Below are 17,330 nucleotides of genomic sequence, written 5' to 3'. Positions count from 1 at the left end.
GCCCTTTTCGCCTTACCCCAGTGCGCGCAGGCGCTTGATAAGGCTCGATGTATCCCAACGACCACCACCAAGCGCCTGCACGTCTTTGTAATACTGATCGACCTGCGCCGTGACCGGCAGCGAGGCGCCAATTTCATCGGCGGTGTCCAGACAGATGCCCAGATCCTTGCGCATCCAGTCAACGGCAAAGCCGTGCTCGAACTCATCATCCGCCATGGTGCCCACACGGTTCACCATCTGCCAGCTACCTGCGGCACCGCCGCCGATCACTTCAACCACTGCGCGGGGATCAAGGCCCGCCTTTTCAGCGAAATTCAAACCTTCGGACAGGGCCTGTACCAGACCGGCGATGCAGATCTGATTGACCATCTTGGTCTTCTGCCCCGCGCCGCTGTCGCCCAGACGGTTGCACAGTTTGGCATAGGCGCCGATCACCGGCTCTGCCCGGTCGTAATCAGCCTGATCGCCGCCACACATCACCACCAACTGACCATTTTCCGCGCCCGCCTGACCGCCAGACACAGGTGCGTCAACAAAAGCCACGCCCTGCCCTTTAGCCACATCACACAGCTCTGCCGTGACTTTGGCCGACACGGTGGTGTGATCAACGAACACACTGCCCGATGCCATACCAGCAAAGGCGCCATCGTCGCCCACACAGACGGACCGCAGATCGTCATCGTTGCCCACACAGGCCATCACAAACTCCGCACCCTCAGCCGCTTCGCGCGGGGTCAGCGCCATCGCGCCGCCGTGTTCAGCCACCCAAGCCTCTGCCTTGGCGGCGGTACGGTTGTAAACGGTCACCTCATGACCAGCTTTGACCAGATGCCCAGCCATCGGATAGCCCATGACACCCAGGCCCAGAAATGCAACTTTTGCCATTTTACCCCCCCTTGATCGGTCTTCGCGTTGTCTTTCCTATGGTTTGTGTCTAGCTAACGGACAAAAGGCAAGGGTGAACAGGATAGTGTGATGGTATTGATTTTTCGCTGGATGGTGCGACTGGCAGGCACGCTGATTGCAGTGTCGGTCCTAGCCGTTTTGGGGATCTATTTCCTCGCATCGCGGTCCCTGCCTGAATATGACAAGGAACTGGCGGTCAGTGGTCTGGACGCGCGGCTGGAAATTGTGCGCGACAACGCCAACGTGCCGCATATTCTGGGCGCGTCCGATGCGGATGTGTTCTTTGGCCTTGGTTATGCTCATGCGCAGGACCGCCTGTGGCAGATGATGACCCTACGCCGCACCGTTCAGGGCCGCCTGTCCGAGGTGTTCGGCACCCGCACGGTCGAAATTGACACCGTAATGCGCCACCTTGATCTCTACCCGTTGGCGCAGGCCGCGGTGCCCTATCAGGACGAACGCACCCAGATGGCGTTGTCGGCCTATGCCCGTGGCGTCAATGCCCGCCTGCAAGAGATCAACGAAAACGCACTGGGCCGTGGCGCGCCGGAAATGTTCCTGTTTGATATGCCCATCGCGCCGTGGCAGCCCGCCGACAGCATCGCGATGATCAAACTGATGGCCCTACGGCTAAGCGGTCAGGTCGATACAGAGGTGCTGCGCGCCCGAACATCGCTGCGCTTGCCGGCCGAACGGTTGATCGACATCCTGCCCGATGCACCGGGCACGGGCGTAGTCGCCCTGCCCCGTTATGCGCAGCTGCTGGGGGGCGAGTTGCCACAACTAGCGGCGATTGATGGCGAATTTGATCCCCTGTCACCCTTCGGCCCGGCCCGTCTGGCTGGCGCCTCGAACGCTTGGGCCGCGGCGGGTAGCCGGTCGGCGGCGGGTGGCACCCTGTTGGCCAGCGATCCACATATGGGCTTTTCTGCGCCCGGTGCATGGTATCTGGCCCGTCTGGAATTGCAAAGCGGCGGCGTCATTGGCGCCACCATTCCGGGCATTCCTGCAGTGCTGTCGGGGCGTTCGGATGCACTGGGTTGGGGCATCACCGCTGCCTATATGGATGATCAGGACCTGTTCATCGAACAGCTAAACCCTGAAAACTCCAATGAATATCGCACCCCAACTGGTTTCAAACCCTTCCGTACCCGCCAGTCCATTCTGCAGGTGGCCGAAGAAAAGCCAATTACCCTGACCCTCAGGTGGAGTGACAATGGCCCGATCCTGCCGCCGGATTTTCAGGATGTGGGCAGCGTCACTCCCAAAGACCATGTCGCCGCCCTGGGGTGGAGTGCGCTAACAACCGAGGACACATCGGCCAGCGCCGCGATCAATCTGATGTCAGCCCAAACGGTGGATGAGGCAATGCAAGCGGGTGAGGCGATGATCGCCCCCGCGCTGAACCTTGTGCTGGTCGACAGCCGCCAGATCGCGATGAAAACCCTTGGCCGGATGCCCCGCCGCCAAAGCAGCCACCAGACCAAGGGCCGGATGCCCAGCCCCGGCTGGATTGCCACAAACCGCTGGCAGGGCAGCCTGTCCTATGCGGCGAACCCTGAATCCAAGAACCCGATCGGTGGTATTCTGGGCAACACGAATAACAAGACGGTAGATCGTCCCTTCCCCCTGCACGTCAGCTATGATTGGGGCGACACCCAGCGCATTCAGCGCTGGACCCGTCTGATGCAGGGCCGTCAGGTGCATACCCGTGACAGCTTCATCGAAACACAGCTGGACACCGTCAGCCCCGCCGCCCGCACCCTGTTGCCGCTAATCGGTGCAGAGCTGTGGTTCACTGGCGAAGCTGCGCCCGAAGGCACCACTGAGCGCCGCCGCCAACGCGCGCTGGCATTGCTGGCGGATTGGAACGGCGAAATGAACGAACATCTGCCGGAACCGATGATCTATTCCGCATGGGTGCGCGCCTTGCAGGAACGCCTGATCCGTGACGATCTGGGGCCGCTTGCCGATGAATTTATGCATATGGAGCCGCTGTTCATCGAACGGGTGTTCCGCGATGTGGATGGCGCCTCGGCGTGGTGTGACGTAATCCAATCCGCCCCGGTGGAGAGCTGTTCTGACATGGCGCGTCTGGCGCTGGATGATGCGCTGTTGTGGATTGATGAGGCCTACGGCCTGTCACTGGAAAGCCTGCAATGGGGCGAAGCGCATGAGGCCGCCCATATCCACCCGGTTCTGGGCAATGTGCCGCTGCTGCGGTCGTTTGTGAACATTCGCCAAACCACATCCGGCGGTGATCATACCCTGATGCGCGGTCTGTCCTCAGGCGAGGTTGATGCGCCTTACCGCAATGTGCATGGCGCAGGCTATCGCGGGGTTTATGATTTCGCCGATCCTGACAGTTCGGTCTTTGTCATCGCCACGGGGCAATCAGGTCATTTCCTGTCGCGGTATTATGACGATCTGGGCGAATTGTGGCGTCGGGGCGAATACATCCCTATGTCGCTGGACACCGATCTGGCCCGTGCTGCGGCTGTCGGTGTCACCATACTAACCCCGAAATAAGTCCTCTGCGATCACCCAAACAAAAACGCGCGCCTTCACGTCTGTGAGGGCGCGCGCTTTGTATTTTTGTCGTTCCTTCTGAGGGCAGGCTAGACCGGATGCCTCACAAATCGCGGAAGCGTTTTTCCTGACGGGCGGTCCAGCGCACGGTGAGGTCGAAGCCGCTTTCGGTCTGCTCCTCCTCCAGCACCAGATCCTCTTGGAACAGCCAGGCGCGCTTGCGCCCTTCGGCAAAGGTCAGGCTGATCTGACTTTCGTGGGTTTCCGACGCCAGTTTGGCCTTCACCGCATCCAGTAGCTTGGTCTGCCCTTCGCCGGTGATGGCCGAGATGGCGAAGATATCCTCTTCACGATCCGCTCGTTCATTCAGCGCGGCGCGGTTGTCGTCATCCAACAGGTCGATCTTGTTCCAAACCTCCAGCACGGGCGTATCCTTGCCCACACCGAGGGAGTCCATGATCGACAACACGTTTTTCGCCTGACCTTCGGTTTCGGAATGGGAAATGTCACGCACGTGCAGGATCAGGTTGGCGCTGAGCACCTCTTCAAGCGTCGCACGGAAGGAGGCGACCAGTTCCGTCGGCAGATCCGAAATGAAGCCAACGGTGTCGGACATGATCACCTCTGGCCCATTGTCGGGCAGATCCACGCGGCGCATGGTCGGGTCCAGTGTGGCGAACAGCATGTCCTTGGCCATCACATCAGCGCCGGTCAAGTGATTGAACAGCGTAGATTTTCCGGCGTTGGTATAACCCACAAGGGCGACAACCGGAAACGGCACCTTGGCGCGGGCGGCGCGGTGCAATTCGCGGGTTTTCACCACCTTGTCCAGCTGACGGCGCAGGCGCACCAGCTGTTCGTCAATGGCACGGCGGTCCGCCTCAATCTGGGTTTCACCGGGACCACCAACGAAGCCAAGGCCGCCACGCTGACGTTCAAGGTGGGTCCAGGCCCGTACCAGACGGGTGCGCTGATAGCTGAGAGCAGCCATTTCCACCTGCAACACGCCTTCGCGCGTGCGGGCACGGTCGGAAAAGATCTCTAGGATCAGACCGGTCCGGTCCAGCAATTTGACCTTCCATGCCTTTTCAAGGTTGCGTTGCTGCACGGGCGTCACCGGGCCGTCGATCAGCACCAGTTCCACCTCGTTTTCTTTCAGCAGCTGTTTCAGTTCCTCGATCTTGCCGGACCCAAAGAGGTAGCCCGGATGCGCGCGGGGCAGCGGCACCTTGGTGGATCCTACCACCTCAAGATCGGGCAAAGCCGCCGCAAGCGAGATCGCCTCTGCCAAGGCGTAATCTGCTTCGCGACGGTTCTTGTCGGATTTTAGATCGGGATGCAGAACCCAGGCGCGGGTCGCGATCCGTTCATGCGTTTCCAATTAGGACTCTTCACCATCGTAAAGGTTGATGGGTTGTGCCGGCATGATGGTCGAGATTGCATGTTTGTAGACAAGCTGCGACTGGCCGTCACGGCGCAGGAGCACACAGAAATTGTCAAACCAGGTGATCACGCCCTGCAGCTTTACGCCGTTAATCAGGAAGATTGTGACCGGGATTTTGGTTTTCCGGGTGTGGTTCAGAAAGGCGTCTTGCAGGTTTTGTTTGTCGGAAGCCATGTATGGTTACCTTTTATTATTGTGCCGCTTTCCGGCATCCCTGTTATCTAGCTTTGCCACTATGTCGCGGGTGCGAGAGAGTTTCCAGCCCAAAAATCATCCCCTTATGCGCAGATACGTCGCACTGTGGCGAATGAGTGACCAGAATTCGCGCAATGGAATGCGTCACCTCCGCAAGAGTTGTCCGGCAAACAGCGCGACAAAGGCCAGCATTTCGAGGCGCCCCAAAACCATTGCCGCCGCAAAGGTCAGTTTTGCCATGGGCGCAAGCGCCGCTAAGTTGACCGCTTCGTCCGGTGCAATCTGCACCAAGGGGCCCGTGGTCGACAAACCCGCAATCGCCAGTGTCAGCGCAGTTTCCAGATCTGATCCGAACCCGGCAAAGATCATAGTGAACAACGTCAGAGACAGGGCAAACATCATAAAGAAGATCCAGGCAATAAACGCCCCCTGCCGCCGAATACGGCGCGACATCCCCTGTGACCGCCCCACCGATGACGGGTGGACCAGACGATCCATTTCCCGCAACCCGTTCAAATACAGCGCCCAAACACGCAGCAATTTCACCCCGCCTGCGGTGGTTGCCACACCGCCGCCGACCATTGCCAACCCCAGAAAGATCAGGCCCGGCGTCGGTAGCCCCGACCAGTTGCGCGCGGTTTCCCATTCGACACTTTCAAATCCGGTCGTGGTTAGGAACGACAGCGTTGTATAAAGCCCGCCCCAAAGCGCCCCCAACGCCTGCAATAGATTTTGCTCTTCGTCGGCGGCGTAGGACCCCACCCAATGACGCAAAAACAGCCCCAGCGGCACCGCCAGTACGATCAAGATACCCAATCGGAATTCTGGGTCCTCATGCAGACCGCGGCGGGTGGTGGTGATCGTGTCGCTGGAAAACGTCAGCCTCGACAGGGCAAACAGCATGAACAGCGCTGAAATCGCTTCGCCAGCGACGCCAGATTCGGCCTGACTGGCCGAGGCCAGCGGCGTGATACCGCTTGATGCCATGATAGACATCGCATGGATCAAACTCACCAATGGCGGGTCGCCAATCACTGTCAGCATCAGCCACAGCGCAAAGGTCAGCCCACTATAAATCGGCAACAGGGCCTTTGTCGCACGGATAATGCGCCGTTGCGGGTCGATCCGTTCATGACGCCCGTGCAATTGATCGCTTTGCCCCGGCTCTGCCGAAGCAGTCACCTCAAAGCCCCCCAGATTGAGCGGCGCCAGAATGGCGGCAGCGGCCACCCAGATCAGCGCGCCACCCATCCAGCCGACCATGCCACGCCACAAATGCAGTGTGTCACTCAGGCGTTCAGCCTGAAAAAACGCAGCACCCGTGGTGGTCAGCGACGATACCATCTCGGCATAGGCGTTCAGAAAAGAGGTTGTGCGCAAAGCCTCGTAAAACGGCAGGGCCAGAAACAATGGCAAGACAGACATCGCTGCAAACAATCCCAGCAGATCGCCCATCTCACTGCGTCGCCGTGCCGATCCGTCACGCGCAATAGACACCAGAACAACCGCCAAAATCCCCAACAGCGCGGAATACAAAAACGCCCGTCCCTCGAGAGCGCGCCCCAGCAGGAAGCCATGCACAGCAGGCACCAGCATCGCCATCGCAGCAATACCGGTCAGTAGCAAAAACAGGGGTTGGCGGGTAATCCGTGCCCACATCAGGCCATCCTCACACCCTAGAAGAAGTCAATCGAGACCTGCAGCAACCGTTCCACCTCTGGCACATCAGACGCAAGCGAGAACAACGCAATCACATCGCCATCCTCGACCCGTGTGTCCGCAAGCGGTTTGACCACTTTGTCCCCTTTAAGCAGCCCGCCGACCAGCACCCCTTCGGGGAACTCGATATCGCGGATCTTGCGTCCCGCCATCGGCGAGGTGGACAGCACCTCTGCCTCGATCATCTCGGCCTCGGCGTCGCCAATCGAATAAACGCTGCGCACCTTGCCATGACGTACGTGACGCAGGATCGAACTTACCGTGGTGGCGCGCGGGTTCACATAGGCATCAATGCCCAAGGGCGCCATCATCGGCACCAGCGTCGGATCGTTGATCAGGGCAATCGCCATCGGGCACCCCTCGGCCTTGGCCCGCACAGCCGCCAGCATGTTGGTCTTATCATCGTCGGTCAGGCACAGCACAGCATCAGCGCGATCTACGTTTGCCTCGGACAACAGTGCGACATCCAAACCGTCGCCGTGCAGAACAATGGTTTTTTCCAGCGTGTCCGCGGCCTTTTCCGCGATGCTACGATTGCGCTCGACCACTTTGGCACGCACACGATCTGCGCGCTCTTCCAACGAACGGGCCACCGCCAGACCAACGTTGCCGCCGCCAATGATTACCACACGTTCCTGTTTCTTGGTCTCTTTGCCAAAAATCTCCATCGTGCGGTTGATGTCTTCGTTCACGGTAAAGACATAACACTCATCTCCGACGAAGATCTGATCATCGGGCTCCGGTGCAAACAGCCGGCCGTCGCGACGAATGCCCACCACAATCGCGCGCAGGGTCGAAAACAAATCGTTCAACTGGCGCAGCGGCGTGTTGATCACCGGACAGCCTTCTTCGATGCTGATCCCCAACAAATGCGCCTTGCCGGACAGGAAAGTCTCGGTATCAAACGCCGACGGCGATGCGATCCGCTGCAGCGCGGCCTCTGCCACTTCGCGTTCAGGGCTGATCACCACGTCAATCGGCATGTGATCGCGGCGATATAGGTCGGAATAGATCGCCGTCAGATAGCTTTGTGAGCGCAGGCGCGCGATTTTGCGCGGAATGGCAAACACCGAATGCGCCACCTGACAGGTCACCATGTTGACCTCATCCGAATGAGTGGCGGCGATGATCATATCCGCATCACGCGCACCGGCGCGGTCCAGCACATCAGGATAAGAGGCAAAGCCCGCAATTCCCTGCACATCCAGCGTATCTGTCGCACGGCGCACCAGATCGGCGTTGTTGTCCACCACGGTTACGTCGTTTTTCTCACCAGACAGATGACGGGCAATTTGCCAGCCAACCTGCCCTGCCCCGCAGATGATGACCTTCATCAGATGTTCCCCTGCAATCCAGCGCCTTTCCTCGCATGGGGCGCGCGGGGGGTCAATTGAATTGTCACCCCCCCGCCTGCGTGGTTTGTTATCGCCTATCAATGCACGTGTTATTGCCTTACATGCCCGCAAAAGACACCCTGCGAGCGAACGAAGGAGGCAAATATGCAACGATTCGCATGGCTCGCCCTGTGCGGCGCAGTCCTGAGCGGCTGTAACTATACCGTCTACCACCAGCCCGGAAAAACCATCGAGGACCGCGACCGCGACCTGTTGCGTTGCGATGTGAGGGCGCTGCGTGAGGCGCCAGTGGCAACCGAAATCCGCTACCACCCGCCAGTAAAACGCGAACGCAAGATCTGCGACCACAAGGATCGCTGCATCACCGACCACTACTGGACCGACCCAGAACCCTACACCGTGGATGTGAACAAACAGTTGCGCGGACGCGTTAAGGAGCAGTGCATCCGCGATAAGGGCTATACGCAGGTGACGCTGCCGCGCTGCGAACGCGGCCAATCTGTCGCCGTGCCAGCGCGCATGACCGGCATCGCGCCCAACTCTTGCATCGTGCGCGGGGCCAGCGGCCAATCACAGGTCGCCACGCCGCGTTAAGGACGAGTGTAAGCTCAGTGATATCAAAACCTTGAACACAAAGTATCCAGCCCTTTCTCTAAAGGAAGGCGCTGGCACTCATGTTACCAAAAGCTCTGCAAGTTAATGTCAGAAAGGCAGCAGACTATACACCGCATCAAACGCCTTGTAGCCCAACGCCGCGAAAATCCCGCCGAGCGCAACTCTATGCCGCACACTGCGATCTTTGTTGTCAGCTAGAACATTAACAGGGAAAGCCCATTTCGCATAACCAGTCACAAACCGATAACCCAAAACCGTCAATCCAAGCGCATATATAAAGAACGCCCACCGATAGACTTCCAACCTACTGCCAACTGGTAGCAGGCTCTCCATATAGAAAGTGGCGATGACCAAACCCGCGGGCAAAGCGACAAGCCAAATGCCAACGTCATACGCAAACGAGCCATGTATGGCACTATACCAAGTTCGGTGACTTAGAAGCTTATCATCAACTACCTTCTGAACCGCACGAAAATATGTCATATCGTCAGCGCGAACACTAACGTTGCTTGCATTAGGCGTAGGTTCTGAAAGCACCGATGTGGGATCTAACAATGGCGGCTTTCCAAAATCCAAATACACTTCGATGCGATTTTGTGGATCCACGTTGGGCGCGTGCCTCCGCCAAGCTTTCACATTGTCGAAATAGATTGCCTTAATGGGATTTGGCAAAGCCTCACTCTCGAAAACTTCACTACTTTCCCCATACACCTGCTGATCATTTTCACCTTTGATCAAGATGGCCAAGCAAAAGGCATCCTCCAAGAGATATTCTTGATACCCGTTCCATTCAGCATCAGACATTTCAGGATCTCGCACCAAGCCTGCGATTTCGCCGGCCCCAAACTTGCGATTGATTGAGCTGAGTTCAATGTACAATTCTTTGATGCCATCCAGGTCAAGACGACATCCCCGAATAGGGATCGTCTCCTCATACCACCCGATGAACTTGGGCCTTGGCGGCAACTCATGCGTATTTCCGGAATAGTTTATTATATCACTCATATTCACTTAAAAGAACTCACTTCGCTGAAACGACACTCAGGCCCCAATGCTATGCGTGAATGCGCACCAAATAGCTACACATTGCGCCTGCAAACGCTTAGCGCCACCAGGAACGCCATCCTGCGATCAAATCACTCCGCCTCCGCCGCCTCTTTATCGACCGAGGCAACCCGAGCACCGGATTTGGAAGACGTGACAACGCCCAGCGATTTCAGTTTGCGGTGCAGGGCCGAACGCTCCATGCCGACGAAACTGGCGGTGCGGCTGATATTGCCGCCGAAGCGGTTGATCTGGGTCAGCAGGTATTCACGCTCAAACACCTCCCGCGCTTCGCGCAGCGGCAGGGTCGCCAGTGTGCCAGTCAGCACCACCTGATCCGACGGTGCGCTATTGTCGCTGCTTTCCGGCAGTTCGCGCGCCTCAATCGGGCCGCTACCATCGCCAAGGATCAACACCCGTTCAATCAGGTTGCGCAGCTGGCGCACGTTGCCCGGCCAGCGCATCGTCTGCATCAAAGCCACCGCATCCTGCGACAGTTCGCGCAGCGGCAGGCCCTGCGTCTGGTTAAACATCGCAATGAAATGTTGCGCCAATGTCGGAATATCTTCGCGCCGCTCTTCCAGCGATGGCACCGCAATCGGCACCACGTTCAGGCGGTGATACAATTCCTCGCGGAAAGTGCCAGCGGCGATCTCTGCTTCTAGATCACGACTGGTCGAGGACACGACGCGCAGGTCCACTTTGACCTTTTCCGCGCCTCCGACACGCTGGAACTGTTGATCTACCAGAACCCGCAGAATTTTCGACTGCGACCCAAGCGGCATGTCCGCCACTTCGTCAAAGAAGATGATGCCGCCATCGGCACGCTCCAACAGACCCGGCTCAACACCGCGGTCTGCGCTTTCGCGGCCAAACAGAACCTCTTCGATGCGTTCCGGCTCGATCGTGGCGCAGCCAACGGTAACAAACGGGGCGCTGGCACGGTTGGATTGGGCATGAATGTAGCGCGCGGCCACTTCTTTGCCGACGCCTGAGGGCCCCGATAGCATTACCCGACCGTTGGACTTGGTGACCTTGTCCAACTGACCGACCAGGGTGCGGAAGGCGGCGGTGTCGCCGATCATCTCGGCCTCGCCCCCGTCCTTGCGTTTCAGTGCCAGGTTTTCACGACGCAAGCGCGACGTTTCCATTGCACGCCGGATCACCACCAAAAGCTGATCAATATTGAACGGTTTTTCGATGAAGTCGTAAGCGCCCTGTTTGATCGCTGCGACTGCAATTTCAATATTCCCGTGCCCCGAGATGATCACCACCGGCACATCGGGATAATCCCGCTTCACCGCTTTCAGAATGTCGATCCCGTCCATCTGGCTGTCCTTCAGCCAGATATCCAGAATGATCAGCCCCGGCTGTTCACCAGAGATTTCGCGCATGGCGTCGTCGGAGTTCCCTGCAAGGCGGGTGCTAAACCCTTCATCCTGCAGAATGTCCGAGATCAGCTCTCGAATGTCTTTTTCGTCGTCAACAATCAGAATATCGCTCATCGTATCCTCACGTCTTAATCTGTCCGTCAGCATCCGCCGCCCCGAAAGGTGCATCGTCTGCTGGTGAAGTTTCGGAATTGGGGTCGTGGGCATCCACTTGCGGTGTCAGCGTCAACTGGATCACCGCCATCGCGCCAAAATGGGCGCTGTCATCTGCGGAACCATCAAAAACGGGCGCATCTTCCAATGCCAGGCTACCGCCGTGTTCCTCAATGATTTTCTTGACGATGGGCAATCCCAGACCGGTGCCTTCGCTGCGGGTCGTCACATAGGGTTCAAACAGGCGCGTTCTGTCTTCGGGCAGGCCAATACCGTTGTCCATGATCCGCAGCGTGGCAACGCGCCCTTCGGTGGTCAGATCAACGCGGATCTGCCCGACATGTTCTGGCGCGCCTTGCTTTTGCCTATAACTTTCAATCGCTTCGCCTGCGTTTTTGATTAGATTGGTCAGCGCCTGCGAAATCATGGTGGCGTCCAGATCCGCCAACAGCGTGTCCTGCGGCAGGGCGACATCAAACGTCACATCCGGTTGGCCCGCCTGCTGAAGCACAACAGCGTCACGTACCAATTTCACCAAATCCTCAGACCGCCGATCGGGTTCCGGCATCCGGGCAAATTTGGAAAATTCATCAACAATGCGGCGCAAGTCATTGGTTTGACGAACAATAACCTCGGTCAACTGTGCCAGACTATCGGCATTCTCTGTATCCAGTTGGCGGCCAAATTTGCGTTTGATCCGTTCGGCAGACAACTGGATCGGGGTCAACGGGTTCTTGATCTCATGGGCGATGCGGCGTGCCACGTCGCCCCAGGCTGCCATGCGTTGCGCGGCGACCAGATCGCTGACGTCATCAAAAGCCACAACATATCCTTCAAGCGCTCCATCCTCGCCGTAGCGGGTGGCCATGCGCACCAGCAGGTTTTCCAGACGACCATTGCGCGTGACCTTCACCTCTCCCTGTACAGTGGGCAGGCCATCAGCGGTCAGGCGTTCAAACAAGGGCGAAAATTCAGGCACAGCAACCGCTAGAGCCAGCGTTGCATGGTTTTCGCCACTCCAATCCAGCAGCCGTTCTGCTGAGCGGTTCACAAAGGTCACCCGTCCCTCTGCATCCAGACCAACCACCCCAGATGTCACCGAGGTCAGAACGGAATCGAACAAGCGGCGACGGCGTTCTACCTGTTCCGTGTTGTCCAACAGCTCTACGCGCTGTGCCTTCAACTGGCGGGTCATCTGGTTGAAATAGCGCCCCAGCATGGCGATTTCGTCGTCGCCCTCTTCCTCAATCACGCGCACGTCCAGATCGCCTGCACCAACGCGCTGCGCGGCCCCGGCCAAACGCCCCACTGGTCCAGACAGACGCTCCGCGAACCACAGCCCCAGCCAAATCGCGGCCAGAATAAGGATCAGCGCAAACCCCAGATAGATCAGCCCGAATTCAAACAGAACTCGGCCGCGTTCACTTTCGAGTTGCTGATAAACCTGCACCGTTTGCTTGGTGTCATCCAGCAACCCCAGCAGCGCGCCGTCAACCTCGCGGCTGACATACAGGAACCGGTCTGGAAAGGCCTCTAGCCGGACAAGGGCGCGAAATTCGTTGTTGGGCCAATCCGCAATGATCTGCACACCTTCTTCGCTGGCACTTTGCAGTTGTTCAGCGCTTGGGGCTTCGTAGTCGAACAGATAGCTACGAACACCGCGCGCACGAATTTCACCTGTTCCATCAATTACATACGCTTCTTTCAAACCGCGCTGGATACGGGATTGAAATTCGGTCAGCACAACCCGCACATCGCCATCAGTCATGAAGAAACTTTGGCGGCGCGTTCCGTCGATCCGGCTGGCCAGAACCAACACATCAACAGTCAGGTCTGTACGGTGTTCTTCCTCGTAGGCTTCGGCCGCTGCAAGGGAGGACCCAACCACCTGCCGCACCCGATCGGAAAACCAGCCCTCAAGCCCGATGTTCACCGTCAATGCCGCAAAGATCGCCACAGAAACCGTTGGAATCAGGGCCAAAAATGCAAAGGCGCCGGTTAGGCGCAGGTGCAGCTTTGACCCCGCCGACTTGGCCCGGCGCGCCGAAATCAGCGCCACGATCCGCTGCAGGACCAAGGCCGCAATCAATAGCGCATACACGAAATCTGCCAGCAGGATCAGCCGCAGGGAAAATGACGATCCGCCCTGATCCAGCGGCCCCAGCACCAGATAGGTGGCCACCACCAGAACCGGCGCCAACACCACAAGACAGAAGGTCGCGATGTTCTGCACCCTCCGCTGTCGCCGCAATCGGCTGATTTTCGCCCAAGAGCGCCCGCGCGCCAGTTTGGGAACCCGTTTGTGCTGTGCCTGAAAGGCCACGCCTTACCCTCATCCTGATGTGTCGCTGATTGCGACAAACCGCTTTATATGGGGGCGCCATCAAGCCGACAGACCAAAGCGCCACGCCATTGTTGCGATTTTACATCAATTTTCGGCGCCGTGTCACGTTAATATCCAGATCGGTAATCTTCTTGCGCAGAGTATTCCGGTTGATCCCCAACAAATCCGCACATTTTGCCTGATTTCCGCCCGTCGCCTCGAGGGCAATTTCGATCAATGGCAGTTCAACCTCGCGCAGGATTCGCGCATACAAGCCCGCTGGCGGCAGCATCGCACCATGGAGATCAAAATACCGGCGCAAATGGCGCGCAACCGATGCTGACAGCTTTTCAGTATCGCCACCACCCAGTACAGGCTCCATCTCGGGCTGGTTGCCCAGCACCATCTCGACCTCGGTGCGGGTGATTTCATCCGCACGCGACGTCAGCACCAGACGGCGCACCGCATGTTCCAACTGACGCACATTGCCCGGCCAGCTGTAGCTGCGCATCAGCTCCACCGCATCGTCAGACAGGCGGCGCGACGGTTGACCATCACGTTCGGCCCGCAGCAAGAAGTGTTCAGCAAGCAGCGGAATATCCTCAACCCGTTCACGCAACGACGGCACCACCAGCGTCGCACCGCTGAGGCGGTAGTACAGGTCCTGGCGAATATCGCCACGATCCAACGCTTCGGTCAGGTCGGTCTGACTCGTGGCCATAAAACGGGGCACATGTTCCCCGGGATTGTCGATCATGCGCACAATGCGCGCCTGTACTTCGGCGTCCACATCGCCAATTTCGTCAATCAGGACGGTGCCCCCCTTGACCCGCGCCAGAACCCGTGCTGGGCCTTCGATGTCCTGCAGGTCCGCGGCGGTGATTGTCACAAACGGCAGCGTGCGACGATCAGAAAAATCGTGAATAGCACGCGCGATCAATGACTTGCCTGTCCCACTTTCACCCGCAATCAACACCGGTAGATCGGTGTTCATCACACGCGCCACCAGACGATACAGCGCCTGCATGGCAGGCGTGCGACCCACCAACGGCAACTCATCCGGGCGCTCGCCCTCATCAACACGCGCGGCCGGGGCGCTACGATGGTTCTGCTCCAGCGCCTTGGCGGTCCGTTTCATCAGATCCGGTAGATCAAACGGTTTGGGCAGGTAATCATAGGCCTCTGCCTCGGCCGCCTGAATGGCGGTCATGATGGTGTTTTGAGCCGAAATCACGATCACCGGCAGGCCTGGGCGGTCCTGTGCGATCTTGGGCAGCATCTCCAAACCGTTCCCGTCGGGCATCACCACATCCGAAATCACCACATCACCTTTGCCCTCACCAACCCAACGCATCAGCGTGGTCAGCGAAGAGGTGGCGTGCACCTTACAGCCCGCGCGGGTCAGCGCCTGGGTCAAAACGGTGCGGATCGTGCGGTCATCATCCGCGACAAGAACGGTGCCATCCATTTTCTAGCTCTCCTTTTTCGCACGCCGCTTGGGCGTTTCTGCCATCGGCAGAGAAATTTTGAATACAGTGCGACCGGGGACCGAATTGACCGAAATCCACCCGTCGTGGTCTGAAATGATCTTGCTCACCAGCGCCAGTCCAAGACCGGTGCCATTTTCGCGACCCGACACGAAGGGGTCGAAAATATCGCCCTTGATGTCTTCGGGCAGGCCGGGCCCGTCATCACTGATCTCGATCTGCAGCGGCAGCGACTGGCCGGTGCCATCTGCGCGACGCAGGCGGAAAGAATGTTCATAAAACGTGCGCAACCGAATGGTGCCGCCCGCCTTATCCGCCGCTTCCGATGCGTTTTTCACCAGATTGAGGATAACCTGCAGCAGTTGATCAGGATCCCCCAATGCCATCGGCAGCGAAGGGTCATACTGCTCCACGATCTTCATATGCGCGCCAAACCCCAACAGCGCCGACCGGCGCGCGCGGTCCAGAACATCGTGAATATTCACCTCTTGGCGTTCTGGTTCCGACAGATTGCCGAACTGTTCCACCTGTTCCAGCAATTTCACGATACGGCGGCTTTCTTCGACGATCAGGTCGGTCAGCTCCAGATCCTCAGGGCTGAGGTTCATCGACAACAGCTGCGCTGCACCAGTGATACCAGCCAGCGGGTTCTTGATCTCATGGGCCAGCATTTCGGCCATGCCGATTGCAGATTTGGCGGCGGATTTAACCGAATTGCTCTGCGTCATGCGGCCCGCCAATTCGCGCGGACTGATGAGGAAGATCATATACCCCGGCTGACCCTGAAGTGGCGCAATCTGCAGGTTGCAATGCAACGGCGCACGCGATCCCGTTCCCACATCCACGTCATTCACAAACAAGGGCGAGTTGGTACTGCGCGCACGCTCAAACGCTTCTTCCATCGGGGCATCGACAGTGACACGGTCCCAAACGGGTTCACCCAAAATGGATTTTTTCGACGAATTCAGGAACCCCTCGGCGGCGGAATTGATGTCCGCGACTTTGTCCTGAGGGTCGATCAGAATGCCGGGGATCGGCAACGACGACCACAGCCCTGCTTCTGGTGTCAGTTCTACCGTCATGCCGCATCCTCCTGCGGGGCAAGGATCGCGTCTGGCAACAGGGCGATCACTGCGTCTGGTGTTTTTTCCGTCAGGACGGCACGACGCTTGGCGGCGCTTGTCCCCGCCTCGTCCATGTACCATCCCAGATGCTTGCGGGCGACGCGCAGGCCCAGATCAGGACCGTAGAAAGACAGCATCGCTTCGTAATGCCCAATGATCATATCCACCAGCGCCTGCCCGTCGGGGACGATTGGGGCGGCATGGCCGTATAGGTCCGCCGCAACCTGCGCCAGCAGCCACGGGCGCCCCTGCGCCCCACGGCCAATCATAACCCCGTCAGCACCAGACAGGTCCAGCGCACGGCGGGCATCATTCGGCGAACAAATGTCACCGTTAGCAATCACCGGAATCGATACGGCCTCTTTCACCCGATTGATCGCCGCCCAGTCGGCGCTGCCCTTGTAGAATTGGCAGCGGGTACGGCCATGAATGGTGATCATCTGAATACCGGCGTTCTGTGCGCGCACCGCCAAATCTGGTGCATTCAACAGCGCGTCATCCCAGCCAAGACGTGTTTTCAGTGTCACCGGGACATCCACCGCTTCGACCACCGCCTCAATCAAGGTCAGCGCGTGATCCAGATCCTTCAACAGGGCGGAACCGGAATAACCGTTCACCACCTTCTTCGCCGGACAGCCCATGTTGATGTCGATAATCTGGGCGCCGTTGTCGGCGACCATCTTGGCCGCCAGCGCCATCCACGATGCTTCGCGGCCGGCCAGCTGTACGGCGGTATTCACCTTGTCAAAGCCCAGTTCAGCGCGTTCGCGCACGCCGGGTTTCGCCTGGACCATTTCCTGACTGGCGACCATTTCGCTCACCACCAGACCAGCGCCAAAGCGCGACACCAGATCGCGAAACGGCAGATCTGTGATTCCGGCCAAGGGCGCCAGAAAGACGGGGGTGGTGATGGTTTTATCTGCAAGCCTGAGCGGCATGAGTGCTTAATCCTTGTGCGTTATCTACTGGCTAGACCAGAGAATGTGACGGTTTCAACGACTGCCGCTACGTTTTTAGCCGCCCAAATGTCAAATGCATAATTTTT

The 17,330-nt window shown here is 58.4% G+C and carries 13 protein-coding genes; 2 read left to right on the top strand and 11 right to left on the bottom strand.

All coding sequences use genetic code 11. The features are described from left to right. Window positions 1-12: 12 nt before the first annotated feature. Complete coding sequence (locus tag TM5383_RS01690) at window positions 13-885, bottom strand: NAD(P)-dependent oxidoreductase (RefSeq protein WP_058317323.1); 873 nt, start codon at window positions 883-885, stop codon at window positions 13-15. A 90-nt stretch (window positions 886-975) separates the two neighbouring features. Here TM5383_RS01690 and TM5383_RS01685 point away from each other — a divergent pair, with 90 nt between their 5' ends. After that, complete coding sequence (locus TM5383_RS01685; RefSeq protein WP_058317322.1) at window positions 976-3,435, top strand: penicillin acylase family protein; 2,460 nt, start codon at window positions 976-978, stop codon at window positions 3,433-3,435. Between the two features lie 103 nt (window positions 3,436-3,538). Here the strand turns inward: TM5383_RS01685 and hflX are convergent, their stop codons facing one another. The 4 genes from hflX to trkA all read right to left on the bottom strand — a co-directional run bounded on the left by hflX (window position 3,539) and on the right by trkA (window position 8,127). Then, window positions 3,539-4,816 (bottom strand): GTPase HflX, encoded by a 1,278-nt coding sequence (gene hflX / locus TM5383_RS01680; protein ID WP_058317321.1) that lies wholly within the window; start codon window positions 4,814-4,816, stop codon window positions 3,539-3,541. Then, window positions 4,817-5,053 carry an RNA chaperone Hfq gene (gene hfq, locus TM5383_RS01675; RefSeq protein ID WP_058242056.1) on the bottom strand — a complete coding sequence of 79 codons (237 nt, stop codon included), beginning with the start codon at window positions 5,051-5,053 and terminating at the stop codon, window positions 4,817-4,819. A gap of 165 nt (window positions 5,054-5,218) precedes the next feature. Continuing rightward, window positions 5,219-6,733: a TrkH family potassium uptake protein gene (locus TM5383_RS01670; RefSeq protein WP_058317320.1), complete on the bottom strand. Its 1,515-nt coding sequence runs from the start codon at window positions 6,731-6,733 to the stop codon at window positions 5,219-5,221. A 17-nt stretch (window positions 6,734-6,750) separates the two neighbouring features. Then, window positions 6,751-8,127, bottom strand: a complete 1,377-nt coding sequence (gene trkA / locus TM5383_RS01665; RefSeq protein ID WP_058317319.1) for a Trk system potassium transporter TrkA — start codon at window positions 8,125-8,127, stop codon at window positions 6,751-6,753. A 165-nt stretch (window positions 8,128-8,292) separates the two neighbouring features. Between trkA and TM5383_RS01660 the strand changes: the two genes are divergently transcribed. Continuing rightward, a complete protein-coding gene (locus TM5383_RS01660) occupies window positions 8,293-8,742 on the top strand; it encodes a hypothetical protein (RefSeq protein WP_058317318.1) in 450 nt (149 codons plus the stop codon). A 108-nt stretch (window positions 8,743-8,850) separates the two neighbouring features. Here the strand turns inward: TM5383_RS01660 and TM5383_RS01655 are convergent, their stop codons facing one another. From TM5383_RS01655 to dusB, 6 genes are all read right to left on the bottom strand, one after another. Beyond that, window positions 8,851-9,774: a hypothetical protein gene (locus TM5383_RS01655; RefSeq protein WP_143570283.1), complete on the bottom strand. Its 924-nt coding sequence runs from the start codon at window positions 9,772-9,774 to the stop codon at window positions 8,851-8,853. A gap of 125 nt (window positions 9,775-9,899) precedes the next feature. After that, window positions 9,900-11,312, bottom strand: a complete 1,413-nt coding sequence (gene ntrX / locus TM5383_RS01650) for a nitrogen assimilation response regulator NtrX (RefSeq protein ID WP_058317316.1) — start codon at window positions 11,310-11,312, stop codon at window positions 9,900-9,902. A gap of 7 nt (window positions 11,313-11,319) precedes the next feature. After that, window positions 11,320-13,674: a sensor histidine kinase gene (locus TM5383_RS01645; protein ID WP_327192094.1), complete on the bottom strand. Its 2,355-nt coding sequence runs from the start codon at window positions 13,672-13,674 to the stop codon at window positions 11,320-11,322. 100 nt (window positions 13,675-13,774) lie between these two features. After that, window positions 13,775-15,142, bottom strand: a complete 1,368-nt coding sequence (locus TM5383_RS01640) for a response regulator (protein ID WP_058317315.1) — start codon at window positions 15,140-15,142, stop codon at window positions 13,775-13,777. A gap of 3 nt (window positions 15,143-15,145) precedes the next feature. Beyond that, complete coding sequence (locus TM5383_RS01635; protein WP_058317314.1) at window positions 15,146-16,243, bottom strand: two-component system sensor histidine kinase NtrB; 1,098 nt, start codon at window positions 16,241-16,243, stop codon at window positions 15,146-15,148. Further along, window positions 16,240-17,223 (bottom strand): tRNA dihydrouridine synthase DusB, encoded by a 984-nt coding sequence (gene dusB, locus TM5383_RS01630; RefSeq protein WP_058317313.1) that lies wholly within the window; start codon window positions 17,221-17,223, stop codon window positions 16,240-16,242. Before dusB ends, TM5383_RS01635 begins: the two co-directional genes overlap by 4 nt. Between the last annotated feature and the right edge of the window lie 107 nt (window positions 17,224-17,330).

Source organism: Thalassovita mediterranea, from assembly GCF_001458435.1.
Taxonomy (GTDB): domain Bacteria; phylum Pseudomonadota; class Alphaproteobacteria; order Rhodobacterales; family Rhodobacteraceae; genus Thalassobius; species Thalassobius mediterraneus.
This window is presented reverse-complemented; position numbering and strand designations above follow the sequence as displayed.

Coding starts and splice junctions, on each gene's coding strand:
- TM5383_RS01690 (WP_058317323.1), bottom strand. CDS start 885: ATGGCAAAAGTTGCATTTCTGGGCCTGGGTGTCATGGGCTATCCGATG.
- TM5383_RS01685 (WP_058317322.1), top strand. CDS start 976: ATGGTATTGATTTTTCGCTGGATGGTGCGACTGGCAGGCACGCTGATT.
- hfq (WP_058242056.1), bottom strand. CDS start 5,053: ATGGCTTCCGACAAACAAAACCTGCAAGACGCCTTTCTGAACCACACC.
- TM5383_RS01670 (WP_058317320.1), bottom strand. CDS start 6,733: ATGTGGGCACGGATTACCCGCCAACCCCTGTTTTTGCTACTGACCGGT.
- trkA (WP_058317319.1), bottom strand. CDS start 8,127: ATGAAGGTCATCATCTGCGGGGCAGGGCAGGTTGGCTGGCAAATTGCC.
- TM5383_RS01660 (WP_058317318.1), top strand. CDS start 8,293: ATGCAACGATTCGCATGGCTCGCCCTGTGCGGCGCAGTCCTGAGCGGC.
- ntrX (WP_058317316.1), bottom strand. CDS start 11,312: ATGAGCGATATTCTGATTGTTGACGACGAAAAAGACATTCGAGAGCTG.
- TM5383_RS01640 (WP_058317315.1), bottom strand. CDS start 15,142: ATGGATGGCACCGTTCTTGTCGCGGATGATGACCGCACGATCCGCACC.
- TM5383_RS01635 (WP_058317314.1), bottom strand. CDS start 16,243: ATGACGGTAGAACTGACACCAGAAGCAGGGCTGTGGTCGTCGTTGCCG.
- dusB (WP_058317313.1), bottom strand. CDS start 17,223: ATGCCGCTCAGGCTTGCAGATAAAACCATCACCACCCCCGTCTTTCTG.